We start from the raw sequence: 21,600 nt of genomic DNA, 5'->3' as shown, positions 1-21,600 counted from the left end.
TGACAATCTTAACAACAAGCGTATGGTATCTACCATACGCTTTTTTTATGCCCTTAAAGGGCGTAAACAGGGTCAATGTTAAGGAATTATGAAGTCCGGTTTTCTGATTGGTACATCCCTTTTTCTCCGGCGTACTCTCTTTGTAAATTGAAATAATCAGGACTACGAATACCGGAAATGAATATAGATAAGCAATTACTGGAAAAATACTTCAAAGGTGACTGTACAGCTGCGGAAGCTGAACAGGTTGCGGCTTATCTTGATCAGTCAGAGACGCCGGAAGCAGATGAGTGGTTTCAGGCGATGTATGAAGAGGTAGAAAATGAAATTCCACAGGAAAGAGAACTGCCTGTAACGCAGATGACCACAAAGGAAAAGAAAGGCACATTAATATATAGCAGATGGTATAGTATCGCGGCAGCCGTAGTGATGTTGCTGGGCGTTTGTACCTGGCTGTTTCAGATGAGACAGCGTAATGGTGGAAAAGCGACCCTGGCGCTTACATGGGATACCCTTGCCAACAATGATAAAAGTATTAAGCTGATGACAATGACCGACGGGTCACGGGTATGGCTCGCTCCCCATTCGACAGTAATTTATCCCAATAACTATAACGACACCAGCAGGGAAGTCTGGTTGAAGGGAGAGGCGTTCTTTGAAGTAGCACAGGATCCGACAAGATCTTTCAGTGTACACACCGGTGACCTGAAAACTATAGCGCTCGGTACTTCCTTTAATATTTCCACTGGTAATTATGCAGATGGTAGTATCCAGGTGAGCCTGGTACAGGGAAAGGTGGCCGTCACCAGTCAGTCTTTTTCCCTGATATTACAACCCGGAGAAATGGTGCGTTATGATGGAACCCGCTTATCCCATCCCACAGAATTCAGTATCAGAGAAGTGATGGACTGGAGAAATGGTAAGCTAGTATTTGATAAAGCTGCACTGGAAGATGTATTCGCAAAATTACAGGCCCGCTATGGATGTAAGATCGTAGTCAGTAAAAAAGTAGCAGGATTACACAAGGTATCCGGGGTATTCCGCGCAGGAGCACCGGTACAGAACATACTGGAAGCCATACAATATGTACACGGTTTTCAGGTCATTAAAAAGGATGATAACACGTATGAGATAACTACGGGAAAAAATTAAAAGGTCACAACATAATTTATCGGGGATACCCTAGCCTGTATTTATTTACTATCAAATAGCAATTTCTAAAGTATGCAAAAATCTACAAACAGATTTTGTAATGGGAGAGTTATGCACAGTTGGAAAGCTTTCCTGTTATGTTTTGGTGCAGCGGGTTTCCCTGCTGTACTGGTGGGACAATCTTATCAATCATTAGGGGACAAAGTGTCTGTGAATCTGCAACACACAAATGCAGCAGCTGTTGTTAAATCGCTTGAACAACAAACATCTTATACATTCGCTTACGATCCGGATTATCTGTCGCATTGCTCACTGGAAGCAGTAAAGTTCAATGGACAGCCACTTTCGCAGGTATTGAGTTACCTGGACATTTATGCGCCTATTGATATCGCATTTGCTAACAATACCGTCGCCCTGAAACAGGGTAAGCAGGAAAAGTCTGCTGTGAAGGAGAAAGGACGGGTGAAAGGAAAGGTCGTTGATAATAAAAATGAAGCATTACCAGGTGTAACCATTCAGGTAGATGGAGGAACAGGAGTAGTGTCCAATGTTGATGGCTCGTATGAACTGAACCTGACACCTGGTACATATACTGTTACATTCAGCTTTGTGTCTTACGATACGCGTAAGGTAACAGAGGTGATCGTAAAAGAAGGTGATATCACACCGCTGGATATCATACTAAAAAGCAGCAGCTCCCGCCTGAAAGAGGTGACTGTTACCGGAAACTATAAACGCGCATCTGTAGAAGGCTTGTATGCCATACAGAAGAACAATGCCGCTATCACTGACGGTATCAGTTCTGAGCAGATCAGCCGTACACCGGATAAGAATATCGGCGAAGTATTGAAACGTGTTACCGGTATCTCTACTGTAGATAACAAATATGTAGTCGTACGTGGTCTCAGTGAGCGTTACAATCAGGCAGTATTGAACGGCCAGGTAATGCCCAGTACAGAGCTGAACAGAAAGAACTTCAGCTTTGATATCATACCCTCCAATATTGTGGAAAATGTGATCGTAGTGAAAACATTAACACCTGATCGCAGCGCTGAATTTGGTGGCGGTCTGGTAGAAGTAAATACACTCGATATACCTACACAGAACTTTTTCAATATAGGTGTTGGTGGTAGTATCAATAGTCTGACAACAGGAGAGAGCTTCCGCACACTGAAACTCGAAGGAAAAGAATACTGGGCAAAAGCATCCGATCATCGTGACCTGCTGGGAGAGAAAAAGTGGAATAGTTCTGCAGACGTGATTGCAAAGTATAATGCCAGCAACAAGGATTTCAAACAGTTCAGTAATAACTGGGGTGTATATGAAATGAAAGCACCTGCCTCTCAGAACTATCAGTTGTCAGGTGGTAAGGTAATAAAACTGGGCGGTACGAAACAACTCGGTATCGTTGCCTCTGCCAGCTACAGAAATACTTTTCAGACAAAAGACATCGTCATGAGCAGAGATGGTTTTGACGGCTATCTGAACGGTAAACGTTATGAGTTCGGTACCAACCTGGGTGGACTCCTTGGTATTGGTTACAGAAGCGAACGCACTAAAATAAGTTTACAGAGTTTATACCTCCGTTCACTTGATCAGCAGTTACTGCTGGGTACTGGTCAGCACGTAGATCCTTCTGGTTATATGCTGGCATACTATGACCTGACAAACCAGACCTCGCTTTGGCAGAATCAGCTCAAAGGTGAACAGGCGATAGGTAAACGTGGTGTCAAATTAAAATGGTTAGGTAGTTACGTGTTGCTGGACAGATCAAGACCAGACAACCATCAGATGCTGGCTGACGTAATGAAAGACAGCAAACTGCCTTCCAATGAATTCAACATCAGTAACCCGATCAATACCGTTATCAGTGAAGGTGCTTTACGCTGGTGGAGCCGCGCCTATGAAAAGGACTACAACTGGGATGTGGCTGTAACAGTGCCGTTCACATTGGGTACCGGCAATCTTCACACAGATAACGTGTTTAAAACAGGTTATGCAGGATGGAGCAAAGACAGACTGTTCTACGTATTGAACACCGGCTCCAAAGGATTTAACACAAGTGACTATCCACCATTAGCACATGCATTTTCTCCTGCAAGAGGCGGTGAAATATACATGAGCGAGTTCTCTGATGATTTTCACAAGACAGCAGCACTGCATGGTCTGTATGCGATGTTAGATAATAAGATCAATGAGAAGTGGAGACTGGTATGGGGCGTAAGAGCAGAATATTATAACCTGAATAATATCAACGGTGTACTGGATTCTGTTTTCAGAGCGATCAATGGTTCAAGACCAGCAGGGCAGGAACTGGACTACAGCGCAATCCTGAACCGCGAACCGAACTGGCACCTGTTCCCATCAGCGAACCTGACCTACAGTCTGAACCAGTCAATGAACCTCCGTGCTTCTTATGCAAAGAGTATCATCCGTCCGGACCTGAGAGAATTGTCTTTCTTCCGTGAGTATGATTTCGAACTGGGTGGCGCTTATGAGAGCAATCTGGTAAAATCAACCACCGTACAACACTTCGATGTACGCTACGAATGGTATCCAGGTCCTGGTGAGATCATCTCTGCATCCTTATTCTACAAGAATTTCAATGCACCGATGGAGATCTACAAACAAGGTGATATCAGGTTATATTATCTGAAGAATAATAGCCGGGCAAAGAACTACGGACTGGAAGTAGAGGTGAGAAAGAGCCTGGCATTTACAAAGGTTCCTGTGATTAAGAATATCACCCTGTATGGAAACTTTACAGCACTTGATGCACGTGTGACGCCACTGGATGTTGACTTCAACAGAATGGATCCAAATAATCCCAACAAAGTATTGCCAACAGAAGTAGAAAGAAGAGAGGAGAAAAGACCACAGACAGGTGCGAGCAACTACATGGTGAATGCAGGATTTTATTATGACGCAAAACCTGCTTCATTCAGTCTGGTGTACAACTATGTTAGTAACAGAATGTTCAGGCCTGCTTTATACTACAGCGAATCATTGTTCGAACGCCCGCTGGAAGCATTGGATGCACAGCTGGGAATCAAACTCCTGAAAGAAAAGATGCTGGTACGCCTGAATGTCTCTAACCTGCTGAACAGTTATTCAATCGTATATCGCAATTTCTATAAAGACGAAGCTATCAGTACAAACAAAAAAGACCCAGGCATCAAAGACCTGCTTTACCAGAAAGACACAGACCGTATAGATTATCAGGCTAAGCCAGGCAGGACCTTCAGTGCAACACTCACGTATAATTTTTAAGCTTTTTGCATACGCGTAAACCCGAGATAAAACCCTGATCAGGTAAAACTCAGACACAAACCAAAAAACAAACAAACTCAAAACGAGAACCCATGAGAAAACAATCTCTGATTCTTTCCGTTGCAGTAGCGCTGATCGCTTTCAGCACTGCTTGTAAGAAAGAAAACAATGTCGTAAACGATCGTCCATTGACAGCTGCTGCAGCAGCCCACACTTGTGGTGACAGTACCATCTCAGGTGTAATCACTTCTAACCTGTATCTCGGTGACTGTAAGATCTACAAACTGAGCGGTATCGTGTACGTTTCTAACAACGCTACACTGACAATCGCTCCAGGTGCACTGGTTCAGGGTATCAAAGGCGCTCCAGGTGGTACACTGGTTATCACCCGTGGTGCTAAAATCAACGCTGCTGGTACTCAGACAGCTCCAATTCTCTTCACTTCTGACCAGGCATCTCCTGTTTCTGGTGACTGGGGTGGTGTAGTAGTTTTAGGTAAAGCTAACATCAACCAGGGTGATTCTGCTCTCGTAGAAGGTATCGGTGGTACACCTCCTGCAAGCGCTTATTATGGTGGTACAGTAACTAACGACAACTCAGGTGTTCTGACTTATGTAAGAATCGAGTATGCTGGTTACGAACTGTCTACTGACAACGAACTGAACGGTCTGACACTCGCTGGTGTTGGTTCCGGTACTACAATCAACCACGTTGAAGTGTACAAATCTAAAGATGATGCATTCGAATTCTTCGGTGGTTCTGTTAGCGCTTCTTACCTGATCGCTGCTTATCCACTGGATGATATGTTCGATTTCGACAACAGCTTCAGCGGTACTATCAACTATGCATTAGGTCTGTCTGACCAGACTCGCGCTGACAAGAGCCAGTCTAACGGTATCGAGTGTGATAACCTGGCTACAGGTGATTCAACTAAAACTCCGATCACTAAACCAGTTATCAACCACATGACTATCATCGGTCTGCCTAACGCTACACTGGCGTCTACTACAACCGGTGCTCCATCTGGTACAGGTAAATATGGTCGTGGTGCTCATTTCAGAAGAAGCTCCCGTTTTGACGTGAAGAACTCTATCTTCATGGGCTTCAACACTGGTATCTCTCTGGACGGTACTTCTCCAAGCAACACTCCATGTGCTTACTTCAGAGGTCTGTCTGTACTGGACAACAACCTGGTACACGCTTTCACAAGCCCATATGGTCCTTTCACTATCGAAGGTGCAAGTGCATGTCTGACTTCAGCTACACTGTACGCGCTGGCTACAAACCTGAACGGTGGTTACGTAACTGCTGATCCTAACGCTGACATTAAACTGGTTGCTCCATTCGGAACTACTGCTGCTGGTTTCTTCCCTCAGTCTACAGGCGAAGCTTTCACGTATAACGCAGGTGCGTTCACCTTTGGTGGCGCTGACTGGACTGTTGGTTTCTCTCGTTTCGGAAACTAAGATATAGTCATCACTGTTGTAAGTGTGGAGAGCATTGCTCTCCACACTTTCTTTAAAATAAACAAAAACATGCTGAGAATTTCAAAGGTAATTTTATTAGCTGCCGTTGTGTTACTGGCAGCCTGCAGAAAGGGGGAACCTGTCAATGAATTTTATTTTGCTTCTTTTACGGCAGAATTGCTCGCATTACCTGGTACCACTACTGTTGATATTTATGTTGGAGACAAAATAATTGATTCACTTGCCGCAGGAACAACAAAAGGGTTAGCAACACCTATGATGCTTGCGGCCAACCAGCCAAGTACAATATCATTTAAAAAAGCAGGCACTGACATCCTTTTACTGGATACCGTGCTGACTGCTGCTCCAGGCGATCGCGTGCCTCTAAAACTGGCATATAGTGCAGAACTGGGCATTCAGAGTTTTATTACCGGTAGTGCTGAAAATATACCTGCTGACTCAGGCGTATTTTTCCTCTTCAATCAACTGCCTGTTGAACTACAGGCGGATGATGTACATGTAGATGCACTCTTATTCAGATTCAACGGAGCGGAGTATGAAGACACAGGCGTATCCTGGGATAATCTGGAAAAGAATAAACTACACCCTGAACAGAAAATAATTGCGGTTACTGAAAATGAAGTGCCGATCCAATATATTATCAGACTTAAAAACAGAACGACAGGTGAATACCTGGGTGATGGTCTCGCACTCACAGATATTTCTACAACTTTCCTTCCCGGACAGCGTCAGATCGTATCTGTAAAAGGAAGACAAACAAGAGGTAAATGGCGTTTTTTTACTGAAGCCGCAGCTTATTAAAATCGATGCTGGTAAAAAGCTCGACTTAAAAGACGGACATTAACCCCTTTATACAATATGATGTTATCCGCTGATAACATCTCCTAGAATGTTTCACGAAGTGGTATGTTGTATCTACAGCATACCTTTTTTTATCGCAATGCTGTTGGTATCTTTAATACATTCCTATCTGCAATGGTCGCCTGCGCATCAAAATATCTTTGTACCACCGTCTCCGGATATGCCCGTTCTCTGCCACCGCCTGATATAATCGAAACTGCTTTTGCGATCAGTGGATCTTCAGCATCACCTACAGGCGACAGCGGTAATACAGACAATTCATCTATACGATAGTCAGGCGTAATCCCATTGACATAACCGCCTTCTCCCTTTGCGTTGGCAAGATTGTAGGTAAGTGGCAGCATCGTATAAGGAATACGTTGCGGTGAACGCATGTCTGTAATAATAACAGCCGCTTTATCTTTTCCCAATGTGCCCAGTCCGATCTGTACAACCTGCATATAAGACTTCAGTGTATTGATAGTCAGTTCTGCAGCGGAAGCGGTTTGCGGACCTGTCAGGATAAATACCCGTTGCAGGGCAAGTCTGCCAGCCGTTAATCCACTAAATGTTATAGGACTACCACTTTCAGGAACTGAGAGTGCTGATTTATAGGAAACTGTGCGTTGGCCCATATTGTCATTGCCGCCATATTTTGCAAACACACTATTCTCATTGATCCCGGGTGCGATCAGGGCATTTAGCAATGCAGCGCCGGTTACACTGCCACCGGCATTATACCGGAGATCCAATATAAGTTCTGTTGCGCCGGCATCTTTGAACTGTTTAAAAGCATTCAGCACATTCAAATTGTAGTAATCATCAAATGCATTGTAAAACAGATAAGCAACCGTCTTTCCGTTGACATGCTGTATGCTTTGTTTGTATATAGGTTGTTCACGGATGGTGCGTGCAGTGAGGGGAATATCTTCTCCTTTCTGTACGGTATTTCCATTGATGGTGGCCATATTCAGTACTGCGTTACCACTATTGAGTATTTCCTGACTGAGTGAAGCAGCGTTGGTTGTCGTAAGAGTGGTACCATTGATGGCAGTAAAATAATCACCTCTTTTTATACCCAGTATGGCGGCGCCGGAACCAGGTACGACAAGTCCGGTCACGCCTATCGCTCCGCCAGGTGCAGCAGGGTAGCTGATGACATTGAAAGTGATGCCAAAAGCGTAGAGCATATATTTTGGAAAGCTGGATGGATCATCCTGCTGATAGATCACAGAAAAACGGTCTGCCTTGTCTTTTAATCCTGCAAAGAAAGCGGTGGCAGCATGCTGACTGTCCGCCAGGGCAGGCAGTCCATTATTCCACAAATAGAAATACCGCATACTATCCAGTATCCAGGTATTGATCTCCTGCCGGGTAACAGGTCCGGTAGGAACGGCCGGTTTGACCACATCGTCTTTTTTACAGGCAATTAACAGTAAAGATAAGGTCAGGGCAGTAAGGGGTTTGCGGTACATATCGGATTGGGTTGATTGAATTACATATCGTAATGAGCCATCATTTCCCGCCTGATGTATTGCAGGGCGAGGTTAAGGTGATTTCTTACAGTAGTGGGCGACAGACTTAGCTGGTCTGCAATCTCTTTGTGACTTTTTCCTTTGTCGCGGCTAAGCAGATAAATATTCCGGCGTTGTTCCGGCATCTGTTCGATCAGTTTGTGAACCTGTTCACTGAATTCCTTGCGCATCAGTGTATCTTCGTCCCCCCTGTCTGATGAGACCTGGTTGGATGACAGTTGTGATAATGACTTTCTTTCTCGGTATAGTTTTCTCGTTTCATCGATCACAATATGTTTTACAAATACAAATAAGAGAGGAAATACATCCTGGTCTTTATGTACCTTATGGATGTTTTCCCATAGTTTGATGAAACATTGTTGTGTCACTTCCTCCGCCCGTTGCCGGTCGTCGGTAAGTTTGAATGCGAACCGGTACACCTTTTCCCTGTTGGCTTCAAATAATTGACCAAAGAGTATCCTGGATGGGTTATCAGACATAGAGTTTGATATATGGTTGCTATAATGGAAAATAAATGTAAGTAGTACATGTTACTTGAATGTTAAGCTTGAACAGCAGGGGATTTCAGCGGATGGAAACGGTGGAGTACTGGTCTATTATAAACAATTTCACCAATTTATATACATTTGCCTCATGTCTACAGAATTGTACAATCAAATATTTGATCAGTGTATTGCTGATTATCATGTGCACAATAGTGTGCACCAGCCTATCAACAATCCCTATGAAAAATCAGCCTTTGAACACCTGCTGTATCTGAAAAACTGGATTGACACTGTACAGTGGCATCTGGAGGATATCATCCGCGATCCATTGATCGACCCGGTAAAAGCATTGGAAATCAAGCGTTGGATTGATCGTTCCAATCAGGAACGTACTGACGTTGTAGAGTATGTTGACAGCTATTTTCTTGAACAATATAAAAATACAGCTCCGGTTGCCGGCGCTGCTATCAATACCGAAAGTCCGGCATGGGCGATTGACCGTCTGTCCATCCTGGCGCTCAAGATCTATCACATGCGTGAAGAAGCGACCCGTCCGGATGCGACATCAGAACACCGGGAAGCCTGCCAGCGTAAACTGGATATTCTGCTGGAACAACGCCAGGATCTGGGTAGCGCTATCACGCAGTTGCTGGAAGATATCGCTGCTGGCAGAAAATACATGAAAGTGTACAAGCAGATGAAGATGTACAACGATCCTTCCTTAAATCCGGTGCTCTACAAGGGAAAATAATTTATGCCTGAAAAACTGAGAACAATACTGGCAATCCGGTTTTCTGCCATGGGAGACGTAGCAATGACTATTCCCGTGATGCAGCAGGTATTGGAACAAAATCCCGGTATACAGATCGTTTTTGTATCGAACAGGAACTGGGGCGCCCTTTGTGCCGGTATTCCCCGCCTGATCTTTTTCCCTGCCGATCTGAAAGGAGCACATAAGGGATTCAAGGGCTTATACCGGCTTTTCAGGGAAATCAGCAAAGCACATAAAATTGACGCAGTTGCTGACCTCCACCATGTATTGCGCTCACAGATCGTACGCTCGTTTTTCCGGCTGAGTGGCCGCAAAGTAGCTGCGATCGATAAAGGCCGTGCTGAAAAGAAAGCACTTGCCCGTCCGGAAGAAAAGATCCTGATACCTTTAACAAGCACTATAGAGCGATATGCGGCCGTTTTCAGGCAACTGGGACTCTCTGTCACTATTTATCCAAAACAGCCTGTATTTGGACGTCAGGAGTTAACAGCGGCCATACAGGAAGTCACAGGGCCAAAAAACGGAGATAAGTGGATCGGACTGGCGCCATTTGCCACCTATAAAGAGAAAACGTATCCCCTGGCAAAAATGGAAGAAGTACTGGCTGCACTTGTGAAAAAGAAGCAGACAAAAGTACTGCTGATGGGAGGGGGAGCCGCTGAAGTCACACAGCTCACTACACTGGCGGTAAAATATCCCGAAGCGATCATCGTGGCAGGCAGATTCCGTTTACCGGAAGAAATGGCTATTATCAGCAATATGGATACCATGATCAGCATGGATTCCGCCAATATGCACCTGGCCTCTCTTTTTGGTGTACCGGTTGTTTCTGTATGGGGCGCTACACATCCTTTTGCAGGGTTTATGGGTTTCGGACAGACGGAAGATAATGCCGTGCAACTGGAAAGCCTTTCCTGCCGCCCTTGTTCCATATTTGGTAATAAGCCCTGTTTTCGTGGTGATCATGCCTGTATGGAATGGATTCCACCCACTGCAATTACTGAGAAAGTGACAAAAGTGGTCGGTGAATCCTAAATTTTTAAAACTTTTTTTTGTAGATTAGGAAAAAATACTAATTTCGCCATCCCAAATCACGGTGCGCCGCGGTACAAAAGGAGTAAGACAGATACTGAATCTGTTGATCCCCTCCGGAAACGAAAACATCGGTTTGTGGCTAAAAGGAAAGAAGATATTTTAAAGATATAGTTTGTCCTATAGTATAATGGTAGTACATCTGATTTTGGTTCAGACTGTCTAGGTTCGAATCCTGGTAGGACAACAAAAAAAACCGCTCTCGCAGCGGTTTTTTTTATGCCCGTATTTTTCTCCCGCTGAACACTCCCCCTGAAATTCATTCGTATTTTGTCTGCTTGTATTTTAATTTTGCACTCAATATCCGGGGACGGTTAAATTATTGAGCAATGAACTTCTATACACGTAAATGGGTAAAACCTGAAGACCTGAATGCACATGGAACTTTATTTGGAGGCAGTCTGCTGCGTTGGATAGACGAAGAGGCAGCTATCTATACTATTATTCAGTTGGGTACCAACAGATGTGTGACAAAATACATGTCCGAGATCAACTTTGTAAGCTCAGCCAAACAGGGCGATATTGTAGAGCTGGGGATAAAAGCTACTCATTTTGGAAGAACCTCCCTGACATTGGCCTGCCAGGTCAGGAATAAGATCACGCAGAAAGTGATCCTCACCGTGGATAAAATGGTATTCGTCAGCCTGGATGAAAGTGGTACTCCCTGGCCACACGGTCGCACAAAGATCACCTATACAGATGAGCGTCTGCGCGAAGATGAATAGTGCTAGGAAAGTGTATTTACCAATACACACCCTTTAAGGATCTCCATTTTTACAAAGGAATCGGTTTCCTGGAAACCGGCATCTAACCATTGTTGCTTACACTGGGGATTGGCATAGAGTATTTTCAGGGGGCGCTGCCGCCGCTGAAGGCTTTCTTTCACTTTACTGATGAACGCTTCCATGATCGTTTCATCGAAGGGGTTAAACAGAAAAATAACGCCTACTGTTTCAGGAATGGTATACTCTCTGGCGTCTTCACAGGATATATTGATTCGGATGTTCTTATACCGGTCATACAGGCTATCACGCATCCGGATAGACGCCTGGTATAAGCGGGGGGAGAAGTCAATGCCGGCCAGTGCCTGGAAACCATATGCTGCTCCCATCGCGAGTACTCGTCCTCTGCCACAACCTACATCCAGCAGGGTAGTGGAGAGGTCTGCAGGCTGCACATGGTCAAGCAGCCAGGTAGCCGTATAATAGTTCACAGGTTCATACATGGCTACATGTTTCCTGTCTTCTTCTGATACTTCTGCCGCCAGACTGTCTGTGCCAATTGTACGGATACCATACTTCTTTTCTCCACGGATCTCATGCCTGATAATGAAGAAAGCCAGGTCTACGCCCCAATGCCATCCGATGTAAATAAAATATAACAGGTACCTCATAATGTTCATTGCACCGTAATCCGCTTACAGTACGACTATTCTCAGGTTGTAGGGTATAAGAATAACACGCTAATTTAAGTAAATTCCGGGAGATGAGACCGGTGAGCGATGCTATAGGTCGCTGTCTTTCAGCCTTGGCTGATGTAACTGTACGGGTTTTGTACTCTTTGATTTCATCTTCAGATTCAGCATTTCAATAAATACAGAGAATGCCATGGCAAAATAGATATACCCCTTGGGAATATGCTGTTCAAAGCTTTCTGCGATCAGTGATACACCGATCAGTAACAGGAACGAAAGCGCCAGCATTTTCACGGTAGGATGTTTATTCACAAAATTACTGATACCTTCTGCCGCCACTACCATGACGCCTACCGCGATAATTACCGCAACGATCATGATCTGGATATGATCAGCCATACCCACCGCTGTGATCACAGAATCAAGGGAAAATACAATATCCAGCAGCAGGATCTGGATGATCGTCCGGGTAAAACTCGCCGGTTTGACTGGCCCGGTGCTGTGTTCTCCTCCCTCCAGTTTTTCATGGATCTCCGCAGTACTTTTATAGATCAGGAACAGGCCACCTATTAACAGAATAAGATCCCTGCCGGAAATAGCCGTTGCTTCCAGCCATTTCTCAGAACCAATACCGATCCATTCGCCAACGTTAAAAAGAGGGGTGGTAAGGGACATGATCCAGCTGATAGATAGTAAAAGCAGGATGCGAACAAACATCGCCAGTGTAAGACCCAGCCGGCGCGCTTTTTTCTGTTTTTCTGCGGGCAATTTGCCCGCCAGGATAGAGATGAAAACAATGTTGTCAATACCCAGTACAATTTCAAGTAAGCTTAAGGTCAAAAGGCTGATCAGTGAGTCTATTGTAAACAGACCCTCAGCGGAAAAAATATTTTCCATGTTTAGTTCGCATTAAGTTGAAACAGCAATCTTACAGTTTTTTCGGTTTACCAGAAATTCCATTTGATAACCGGCGAATCATGCCTCCGAAAATAAAGTAATGGAAAGGAAGCATTGTAAACCAGTAGAGCCTGCCCCATAAGCCTCGCGGGCGAAATGTGGCCGTTTGTTTCAGTATAGACTGACTGTTTTTTTCCGTTATCTGGAATTCCAGCCACGCCTCGCCCGGCAACTTCATTTCCGCAAATAATAAAAGTCTCCGTTGTTTTTTATCTGCCACCAGCACCCGCCAGAAATCAAGGGCATCGCCCGCATGTATATCTACCGGATCCCGCCTGCCCCTGCGTAGTCCCACCCCTCCGACAAGCTTATCGAGAAAACCGCGTATCCGCCACAGCGTGTTTGCATAATACCAGCCGTTATTACCGCCGATCTTCCAGATATTGTTAAGGACAAGGCTGTCATCCTGTTCAATTGTAATGGACTGCTCATCTTTCAAACAACCAAAACTGGGTACTTCGATGTTGTCCATCCACGTTTGAGGGGTATTGGTCGAAGAGAAAGAATCCTTCCAGCTGCTTGTCACAAGATTCTGCTCTATTTTCCCAAATGCCAGCTCAACAGCCTGTTTGTAGGTGAGTAAATGTATGCCCAGATCTTCTGCAAGTTTATTGGGCCGCGCCGTTACGTCTACCTTCATACTGTCAACAAGATTGACTGCAAGTTTGTAAGAAGTGGATGTAATGAAATAAAGCCAGTAAGAAGAGAGCCGGGGCGTCATGACCGGCAGGATAAGAATATATCTTTTCAGCTTCCTGACCGCTGCATATTGCAGTAATAGCTGTTTATAGGTCAATACTTCCGGACCGGCTATGTCATAATTGGCGTGATAGGTAGCCTTTTTCCCCAATACACCACAGAGAAAGAAAATGACATCTCTGATCCCAATAGGCTGACAATGGGTGTTCAGCCACCTTGGGGTGACCATTACCGGTAATTTCTCTACCAGGTCCCTAATGATCTCAAAAGAGGCGCTTCCTGAGCCAACAATAATACCGGCTCTTAATGCCGTCAGCGGAACAGGACCTTCTTTCAGGATATTCTCCACCATTAACCGGGAGCCAAGATGCCTGGATAATTCCTGCTGATTGACTATTCCGGTCAGATAGATCACCTGCTGGCAATTTGTAGGGCTGATCAGCCGCACAAACGTTCTTGCAGAATCCGCTTCTTTTTCCTCAAATTGTCCACCGCTGCTCATAGAATGTACCAGGTAATAAGCTACATCAATATCGGTGGGAAAGACTGTCGCCTGCGGCTGCAGAAAGTCGATTTCGATAATATCAACCGGATAGTTATGCTGCTGGTTAAACCTGTCCCTGTCCCTTACACAACAGGTAATACGATGGCCCTGTTCCAGTAATACCGGAATCAATCGCTGACCTATGTAGCCATTTGCGCCTGTAAGCAGTATATTCACAATGAAAGTTATTGGTATACAGGTTAATTACTACAAAATCTGCACCAGTACAGCAGTGAACTTTTATGATTAAAAAACACGGAAAACCCATACTTATTGGATACTTTTGTTACATTAACCCCCTAGTCTGAAGATATATGAGTATAAAAGTAATTGCCTTTGATGCGGATGATACATTATGGATCAATGAACCCTATTTCCGCGAAACAGAAGCTGAGTTTTGCCAACTGATGGAGAGCTATTTACCACAGCACACCGTCGCACGTGAACTACTGCAGACAGAGATCAAAAACCTGTCCCTTTACGGCTATGGTATTAAAGGATTTATGCTGTCAATGATAGAAACAGCCCTGACAGTATCCAATAAAACCATTGATATCAGTGCAGTGGAGAAAATTATCGAATATGGCAAATCCCTGCTGGCCAGACCGGTAGAAATACTGGACGGCGTACCTGAAGTACTATCCACACTGAAAGATCAGTACCGCCTGGTCGTTGCTACAAAGGGTGATCTGCTGGATCAGGAACGTAAACTGCGTAATTCCGGTGTCCTGCACTATTTTCACCATGTGGAAGTGATGTCTGATAAACAGGAAGGAGACTACCGTAAACTGTTAAAACACCTGGATATCACACCAGATCAGTTTCTGATGATCGGTAATTCCCTGAAATCAGACGTATTACCGGTACTGGGTATTGGTGGAAGCGCTATTCATATTCCCTATCATATTACCTGGGAACATGAACATGTAGATGTGCATATCGATAACCCTAATTTCAGACAGGTCGGAAATATTTCAGAAGTCTTGCCATTGTTGTACGCGACGTCATTGTAAACCATAACCAGTAATTTTTACTGAGTAACCATCCTATACTGTCTCCACAGTAGCAGGGATTTCTGTTGCTTTTTAATGTGTATTATTAAGCAGGATTTCCTATTTTGTAGACCACGTTAAAATTCCATATTACTCACTACTCAAGTCAAACAAATGAAAATTAAATGGATGGTGTGTTGTGCACTTCCAGTGGTTTTCATGTTACCACTGGGGGCACAGGCCGGCATCAAACAGGTCTCACCCGGCGCCTACACTCCTCCCGCGTACGAAGCAGTACGCCTGGGTAATGTTAAACCCACGGGCTGGCTCAAACGTCAGCTGCAGATTATGCGTAAAGGATCATCCGGTCATCTGGATGAGTATTACAGCAAGATTAAAAATGATAACGGTTGGCTCGGTGGCCGCGGCGATGGCTGGGAGGAAACTCCCTACTGGCTGGATGGTGCATTGCCACTTGCTTATCTGCTGGATGATGCTGTTCTCAAAGACAAGGTACTGCGTTATGTCAACTGGACACTGGATCACCAGCGTAAAAGTGGTTATTTTGGTCCGCTGACCAATGCTGAGATCACCCGTCAGGTGGATATAGATGCGGCGCATGCCGCAGAAGGAGAGGACTGGTGGCCGAAAATGGTTATGCTGAAAGTATTACAGCAATATTATTCCGCGACAGAAGATAAGCGCGTGATCAAATTCATGTCCAGATACTTCCGTTACCAGCTGGAAGCACTGAAAGTAGCGCCGGTGGGTAAATGGACAGAATGGGCCCAGTCCCGCGGAGCGGAAAATGTGATGATGGCCCAATGGCTGTATAGTATTACTGAAGATGATTACCTGCTGGAACTGGCCGAAACGATCGAACAGCAATCTTTTCCCTGGACAACCTGGTTTGGTAACAGGGACTGGGTGATCAATACGACCACCTATCGCAATAATACCCAGTGGATGAACAGACACGCTGTGAATGTCGCTATGGGATTAAAGGCGCCTGCGGTCGACTACCAGCGTACCGGTAAACAGGAATGCCTGCAACACCTGCGTACAGGCTGGCAGGACCTCATGACGATTCATGGTCTGCCGATGGGTATCTTCTCCGGAGATGAAGACCTGAACGGAAATGATCCTACCCAGGGCGTAGAGCTCTGCGCTATCGTAGAAGCCATGTATTCACTGGAAAATATCAGTGCTATCACAGGAGATGTGTTCTATATGGATGCACTTGAAAAGATGGCCTTTAATGCTTTACCAACCCAGACAACCGACGACTACAACGAGAAACAGTATTTCCAGGTCGCCAATCAGCTGCAGATCAGCAGAGGGGTGTTCAATTTCTCATTGCCTTTCGACCGCGAAATGTGTAACGTATTAGGTGCACGCAGCGGCTATACCTGTTGCCTCGCCAATATGCACCAGGGCTGGACCAAATACACCTCTCACCTCTGGTACCAGACCTCTGATAAGGGACTGGCAGCACTGGAATATGGCCCCTGTACCATGACGGCGGAAGTAGGGAAAAAACATAGGGATGTGACGATCACAGAAGTGACAGATTATCCTTTTAATGAAGAGATCCGCTTTCAGATCGCCATTAAAAAAGAAACTGAATTCCCGCTTCAGCTACGTATCCCTGCCTGGTGTAATGAAGCCGTGATCTTACTCAATGGTCAGCCTTTAAGAAAAGACAAAGGCGGTCAGATCATCACTGTTGAACGTGAATGGAAAGATAAAGACGAGCTGACATTACAGTTACCAATGACCATTACAACCGGTACCTGGGGACGTAACTCCAGTGCGGTGGAAAGAGGTCCGCTGGTATATGCCTTAAAACTGGAAGAACGCTGGGTAAAAGACGCGGATCCGGCAGAAGGAGCTTACTATAGCGTATATCCTACGGGCGACTGGAACTTTGCCTTACGCCGCAATGATATACGGCATGCCGCTGATAGCATGAAAGTGACAAAACAGCGTCCGCTGGATTCCAGTTTTGTATGGAACCTGCAACATGCACCGCTGGAAATCACCGCAAAGGCCAAAAAGATCCCCTCCTGGCAGGTAATGAACGGAGTGGCCTATCAGCCTCCAACCGACAGGGAAGGGCTCTATAAAGGGAAGGTAGATACCGTTGTGCACAACATCGCGTTAGTGCCCTATGGTTTTACAAAAGTGAGGGTAGTTGCATTCCCTGTTGTACCATAATCTAAAACATTTGACATTGAGAATTATTCTGACCGCAGCGCTAATGCTGATCACCAGTATTGTAAGCGCACAGTATACCGCCTGGAAAGGCAGCTGGATCACCAACACGGAAGATACCACAGCTACAAAGGCCCCTTATTTAAGAAAGACATTTACACTGGATAAGAAGGTTGTCAGCGCGACCGCCTACGTGGCCGGTGTGGGTTATCATATTGTATTTGTAAACGGAAAACCTGTTACGGATGCTGTACTGGAGCAGGCATATACCCGCTATGACAAACGCCTGTTATACAAAGTATATGATGTAACAGCATTGTTATCCCGCAAAGGCGCGCAGAGTGTTGCCGCCGAACTGGGTAACGGATGGTATAATATCCAGTCGCACGCCGTATGGGGATTCCAGAATGCACCATGGAGAAAAACACCGCGTCTGTTACTGGACCTCGTTATCCGGTATGACGATGGAACGAGTGAAACGATCGCTACGGATAATAGCTGGAAATATGCAACAGGCCCCAGCCAGTTCAACTGTCTGTACTCCGGTGAGATCTATGATGCCCGTCAGGAAGTAGCTGGCTGGAACCAGACAGGCTTTAATGACGCTAACTGGAAACAGGTATTACTGACATCCTCTCCGGGTGGTGAATTGCATGAGCAGATCATGCCTTCCATTAAAGTAATACGCCGTATTAAGCCGGTATCCATGAAGAACCTGGGTAATGGAAAATACCTGTTTGACATGGGACAGAATTTTGCCGGTGTAGCTACACTGAAGGTAAATGGACAGGCCGGTACAAAGGTAACGATGTACTATGGAGAGGTGTTGAAAAACGGTGAACTGGATATGGTGCATAACACGGAACATATGCGTAGTATGCCGGGTGAACTGCGTTTCCAGACGGATGTATATTATCTGAAAGGTGGCGGCCGTGAAGTCTTTACACCGCGTTTTGTATACCACGGTTTTCAGTATGTACAGATAGAAACAGATCAGCCGCTCGATCTGAATGTACAATCACTGGAAGGGCTTTTCTACAGTACGGCATTTGAAGAAGCAGGACATTTCACCAGCTCCGATCCGATGATCAATAAACTGTATGAAGCGGCCCGTCAGTCTTATCGCAGTAACTTCCTCAGTATTCCGACGGATTGTCCGCAACGTGAAAAGAACGGGTGGACTGCAGATGCACATATTTCTACCGAGATCGGCCTCTGGAATTATCAGACGACAGAAGGTTACCGTAAATGGTTGCATGATGTACGTGATGCACAGCTGCCAAGCGGCGCTATGCCAGGTATTGCGCCTTCCAACGGATGGGGATATGACCGCCCGGGAAATGAAGAGTTTACATTCGGTCCTGCCTGGGGGAGTGCTTTAGGTTTTGTGACCTGGTATATGTATCTCTATCATGGTGATACCGCACTGGTAAGAGAACACTACGACGCATTTAAAAAGTATACAGATGTAGTAGCAAAAGGAGCAGAAGGTTACCTGTTCAAACATGGACTGGACGACTGGATGTCTTTGGTGAAAACGCCCATGCCGCTTACTTCTACTGCCTATTTTTATACCGATGCAGAGCTGGTAGCAAAGATGGCGCGTGTATTGGGTAATAAGACTGACGAACAGACTTACACCAGATTGGCAGACAGTATCCGTGCCGCATTCAACCGTGCTTATTTTGATGCAAATACAGGTGTCTATAAAGACAGTACAATGACGGCATTGAGTGCCGCTGTCTTCCACGGACTGGCATCTCCGGAAGCAGCAGCGAAAACAGCTGCGCAATTATCTGCAAAAGTACAGCGTAGTAATTATCATGCAGATTTTGGCGTCATGGGTACCAAATATGTGCTGCCTACTCTGAGTGATTATGGTTATGCTGATGTAGCATTCAGAATGCTGACTGATACCGGTTATGCCGGCTGGGCGCATTGGATTGCGAACGGTGCAACCACCTTGTATGAAGACTGGCCGGGAGAGTTATCCCATAACCACATCTTCTTCGGTGATTACTGTGCATGGTATTATAAAACACTCGCAGGTATCCGTCCTGATGAAGCAGCACCTGGTTTCCAGCATTTTTACATACAACCGGCATTTGTAAAAGCATTGAATTTTGTAAAGGCAGATTATGCCAGCAGTGCAGGTATGATCAAAGTGGAATGGAAGCGTAAAGGAAATGGCGTGAAACTGTCTGTTGAAATACCTTCACGTGCAACACTCAGATTACCAGCCGGTATGACAGATGATAAAAACGCAACGCGTATTACCTTGAATGGGCAGCAGTTTGATCAGATCGTACTGACACAGGGTAAGTATACATTTAACCTGAAATGAGCTGTCAATAAATAGTATAAATAGTTGAAAACGTCTGGTACCATTACCAGGCGTTTTTTTTTGATGACCATACCATACTTATCCTATACCAATCTTCCGATAGTGTTGCCTTCCAGACGTAGCACTAACGTAAGGTAAGTATAGTATAACTATTGTTTAACCGGGAAATGACTAAGTGAAAGTACAGGGATGTAATGCAGATAAATGGTATAGCAGAGGAAGATGGTATATTATTTTGAGGGAAGGGGAACGGCCATGCCGTTAAGAATAAATGCTACCTGTTTCTGGACGATGCTTCATAGATAATCTGATTTTGATATTCTCCGATCACTACTCTGCCATAAATATTCCTGGTCCAGCCGTTTTCAAATCCATGATTATTGGCGATCAGATACCCTTTATGTGCATCCATTTTGATGATCTTATGCGCATCGATGTAATGTCCTTTTACTTTGCAGAATACGATGTCTCCGATCTTGTATTCACTGGCTTTTTCAAAGGTTAGTTGCGAGCCGCTCTTAAGAATGGGTAACATCGAGCTGCCAAATGCCTTCATCTTTCCTTTGCCGGTTTGTTCTAACTCGGCTTTTAATCGTTCGAATTTGTTCATGTTTTATAGTTTTCATGTTGATAGTTTTCAATGGCAAATAACGGTTATATGTGTGCAACCTATTTGCGCAGGAGTGGACAATTTTTTTTAACAAATCGTAAAGGGCTGAAAATGTGCTTTATGGAAAATAGTAGCAGGGTGACCGTTACCAGTAAAGCAGTAGATATAACAGGAATGGCCACCCGGCTTTAATAAATTACAGCAGGATGGCCAGTATATATCATCGCGATTGAACGGCTTAGAACCGATGGGGGTAAAAATTCAGCGCCGGGTTCTTTCCTTCACTGATCGTTACATACCCCGAGTTATCCGGCATTAATGCAATACCTTCTCCCTGCTGTTCAGGCACATATGGCAATGTAACTGCCGGTCTGGCCATTGCGGCTTCCACCGTTTCTCCTGCCTGCCGGCTCCAGTAATACACCAGATTTTTATCCTTGATCACAATATGTTTACCATCCTGTGAAATATCACCCGCAGTGATCCAGGTATAAGGGACAGTACCGACCTTCTGCAATACGGCCTTTTCACCATCCCTGAAGTTCAGCGGTGTTTTATAGATCCCTACAGCCTTCTCCCTTTTGCTTACCACATAGAGGAACTTGTCAATCGGGTCTACCATGACCGTTTCTGCGTCTCTGGGGCCATCAGGATAGCTGATCAGCAGAGTCTCCGGTTTGATGGTCGTTTTGCTGGCTGGTGCCTGAGAAGGGGCCTGAAAACGATAAATATGGGTATGCAGGTCCAGACGGATATTGTTACCAATATCGCCAACATATACATATTGCTTATGTGGAATCGGGCCGGCGCCTTCCGCGATATCTTCCCAGTCGCGGTTTTTGACGCCCTCAAGCTGAATAGTGCTGATCAGTTGTCCTTTATGATCAAGTAGATATACTTCAGGTTTATTACCACTGTCGTTGTGTGTCCAGAAGTAACCCGGTAGCGCCCTGCTGGCAGCAAGACCGGAAGCTTCCTGAATGGCTGAACTATTTACGATCCCCAGTACCTGTGGCTGGACAGATTCGTTAAGTTGTACTTTCTTCTTCTTAGAAGATAATTGTTCCTGTTTTTCCTTCTTCTTATGTTCCTTTTTCTTTTTCTGTGCAGGTGCTGATATGGCTATGGATAGCAATAATAACAGCAGACTGTTAAAGATGGTCCGTTTACTCATTATACGATACTACGAAATA

Annotated in this window: 17 protein-coding genes and 1 tRNA gene; 11 read left to right on the top strand and 7 right to left on the bottom strand. The window is 45.0% G+C overall.

Translation table 11 applies throughout. From position 1 onward, the window contains the following. The first annotated feature begins 177 nt into the window (after positions 1 to 177). The 4 genes from BMZ72_RS13915 to BMZ72_RS13900 all read left to right on the top strand — a co-directional run bounded on the left by BMZ72_RS13915 (position 178) and on the right by BMZ72_RS13900 (position 6,710). Complete coding sequence (locus BMZ72_RS13915) at positions 178 to 1,152, top strand: FecR family protein (protein ID WP_089809266.1); 975 nt, start codon at positions 178 to 180, stop codon at positions 1,150 to 1,152. A gap of 111 nt (positions 1,153 to 1,263) precedes the next feature. Next, entirely contained in the window at positions 1,264 to 4,422 is a 3,159-nt protein-coding gene (locus BMZ72_RS13910; protein ID WP_089809264.1) for a TonB-dependent receptor domain-containing protein, read from the top strand. A 92-nt stretch (positions 4,423 to 4,514) separates the two neighbouring features. After that, entirely contained in the window at positions 4,515 to 5,888 is a 1,374-nt protein-coding gene (locus BMZ72_RS13905) for a hypothetical protein (RefSeq protein ID WP_089809262.1), read from the top strand. Positions 5,889 to 5,957: 69 nt separating this feature from the next. Then, positions 5,958 to 6,710 carry a DUF4397 domain-containing protein gene (locus BMZ72_RS13900; protein ID WP_089809261.1) on the top strand — a complete coding sequence of 251 codons (753 nt, stop codon included), beginning with the start codon at positions 5,958 to 5,960 and terminating at the stop codon, positions 6,708 to 6,710. A gap of 131 nt (positions 6,711 to 6,841) precedes the next feature. On the opposite strand, the gene BMZ72_RS13895 is transcribed toward BMZ72_RS13900, so the two are convergent. Both BMZ72_RS13895 and BMZ72_RS13890 read right to left on the bottom strand, forming a co-directional pair. Next, the gene (locus BMZ72_RS13895; RefSeq protein WP_089809259.1) at positions 6,842 to 8,224 is read right to left on the bottom strand and encodes a S41 family peptidase; all 1,383 of its coding nucleotides are present in this window, start codon (positions 8,222 to 8,224) and stop codon (positions 6,842 to 6,844) included. A gap of 20 nt (positions 8,225 to 8,244) precedes the next feature. Continuing rightward, on the bottom strand, positions 8,245 to 8,763 hold the full coding sequence (locus tag BMZ72_RS13890) for an RNA polymerase sigma-70 factor (protein ID WP_089809257.1): 519 nt from the start codon (positions 8,761 to 8,763) through the stop codon (positions 8,245 to 8,247). Positions 8,764 to 8,917: 154 nt separating this feature from the next. Between BMZ72_RS13890 and BMZ72_RS13885 the strand changes: the two genes are divergently transcribed. The 4 genes from BMZ72_RS13885 to BMZ72_RS13870 all read left to right on the top strand — a co-directional run bounded on the left by BMZ72_RS13885 (position 8,918) and on the right by BMZ72_RS13870 (position 11,358). After that, the gene (locus BMZ72_RS13885; RefSeq protein ID WP_089809255.1) at positions 8,918 to 9,520 is read left to right on the top strand and encodes a DUF4254 domain-containing protein; all 603 of its coding nucleotides are present in this window, start codon (positions 8,918 to 8,920) and stop codon (positions 9,518 to 9,520) included. A 3-nt stretch (positions 9,521 to 9,523) separates the two neighbouring features. After that, positions 9,524 to 10,576, top strand: coding sequence for a glycosyltransferase family 9 protein (locus tag BMZ72_RS13880; RefSeq protein ID WP_089809254.1), 1,053 nt, complete (start codon positions 9,524 to 9,526; stop codon positions 10,574 to 10,576). 173 nt (positions 10,577 to 10,749) lie between these two features. Beyond that, positions 10,750 to 10,820, top strand: a tRNA-Gln gene (locus BMZ72_RS13875). Between the two features lie 142 nt (positions 10,821 to 10,962). Continuing rightward, positions 10,963 to 11,358: an acyl-CoA thioesterase gene (locus BMZ72_RS13870; RefSeq protein ID WP_089809252.1), complete on the top strand. Its 396-nt coding sequence runs from the start codon at positions 10,963 to 10,965 to the stop codon at positions 11,356 to 11,358. A 2-nt stretch (positions 11,359 to 11,360) separates the two neighbouring features. Here BMZ72_RS13870 and BMZ72_RS13865 read toward each other — a convergent pair whose 3' ends face one another. From BMZ72_RS13865 to BMZ72_RS13855, 3 genes are all read right to left on the bottom strand, one after another. Beyond that, entirely contained in the window at positions 11,361 to 12,026 is a 666-nt protein-coding gene (locus BMZ72_RS13865) for a methyltransferase domain-containing protein (protein WP_089809250.1), read from the bottom strand. 111 nt (positions 12,027 to 12,137) lie between these two features. Beyond that, complete coding sequence (locus BMZ72_RS13860) at positions 12,138 to 12,944, bottom strand: TerC family protein (RefSeq protein ID WP_089809248.1); 807 nt, start codon at positions 12,942 to 12,944, stop codon at positions 12,138 to 12,140. Between the two features lie 31 nt (positions 12,945 to 12,975). Continuing rightward, complete coding sequence (locus BMZ72_RS13855; RefSeq protein WP_089809246.1) at positions 12,976 to 14,424, bottom strand: SDR family oxidoreductase; 1,449 nt, start codon at positions 14,422 to 14,424, stop codon at positions 12,976 to 12,978. 137 nt (positions 14,425 to 14,561) lie between these two features. On the opposite strand from BMZ72_RS13855, the gene BMZ72_RS13850 reads away from it, so the two are divergent. From BMZ72_RS13850 to BMZ72_RS13840, 3 genes are all read left to right on the top strand, one after another. Next, positions 14,562 to 15,260: an HAD family hydrolase gene (locus BMZ72_RS13850; protein ID WP_089809244.1), complete on the top strand. Its 699-nt coding sequence runs from the start codon at positions 14,562 to 14,564 to the stop codon at positions 15,258 to 15,260. A gap of 153 nt (positions 15,261 to 15,413) precedes the next feature. Next, positions 15,414 to 17,456, top strand: a complete 2,043-nt coding sequence (locus tag BMZ72_RS13845) for a beta-L-arabinofuranosidase domain-containing protein (RefSeq protein WP_255373200.1) — start codon at positions 15,414 to 15,416, stop codon at positions 17,454 to 17,456. A 16-nt stretch (positions 17,457 to 17,472) separates the two neighbouring features. Then, positions 17,473 to 19,797, top strand: a complete 2,325-nt coding sequence (locus tag BMZ72_RS13840; protein ID WP_143087691.1) for a family 78 glycoside hydrolase catalytic domain — start codon at positions 17,473 to 17,475, stop codon at positions 19,795 to 19,797. A 274-nt stretch (positions 19,798 to 20,071) separates the two neighbouring features. On the opposite strand, the gene BMZ72_RS13835 is transcribed toward BMZ72_RS13840, so the two are convergent. Then, entirely contained in the window at positions 20,072 to 20,407 is a 336-nt protein-coding gene (locus BMZ72_RS13835; protein WP_089809240.1) for a S24 family peptidase, read from the bottom strand. Between the two features lie 238 nt (positions 20,408 to 20,645). After that, complete coding sequence (locus BMZ72_RS13830; protein ID WP_089809238.1) at positions 20,646 to 21,581, bottom strand: hypothetical protein; 936 nt, start codon at positions 21,579 to 21,581, stop codon at positions 20,646 to 20,648. Between the last annotated feature and the right edge of the window lie 19 nt (positions 21,582 to 21,600).

The sequence above is a fragment of the Chitinophaga sp. YR627 genome (genome assembly GCF_900114995.1).
In the GTDB taxonomy this organism is placed as follows: domain Bacteria; phylum Bacteroidota; class Bacteroidia; order Chitinophagales; family Chitinophagaceae; genus Chitinophaga.
Note: the sequence above shows the minus strand (reverse complement) of the source record. Positions and strands in the feature narration are given on the sequence as shown.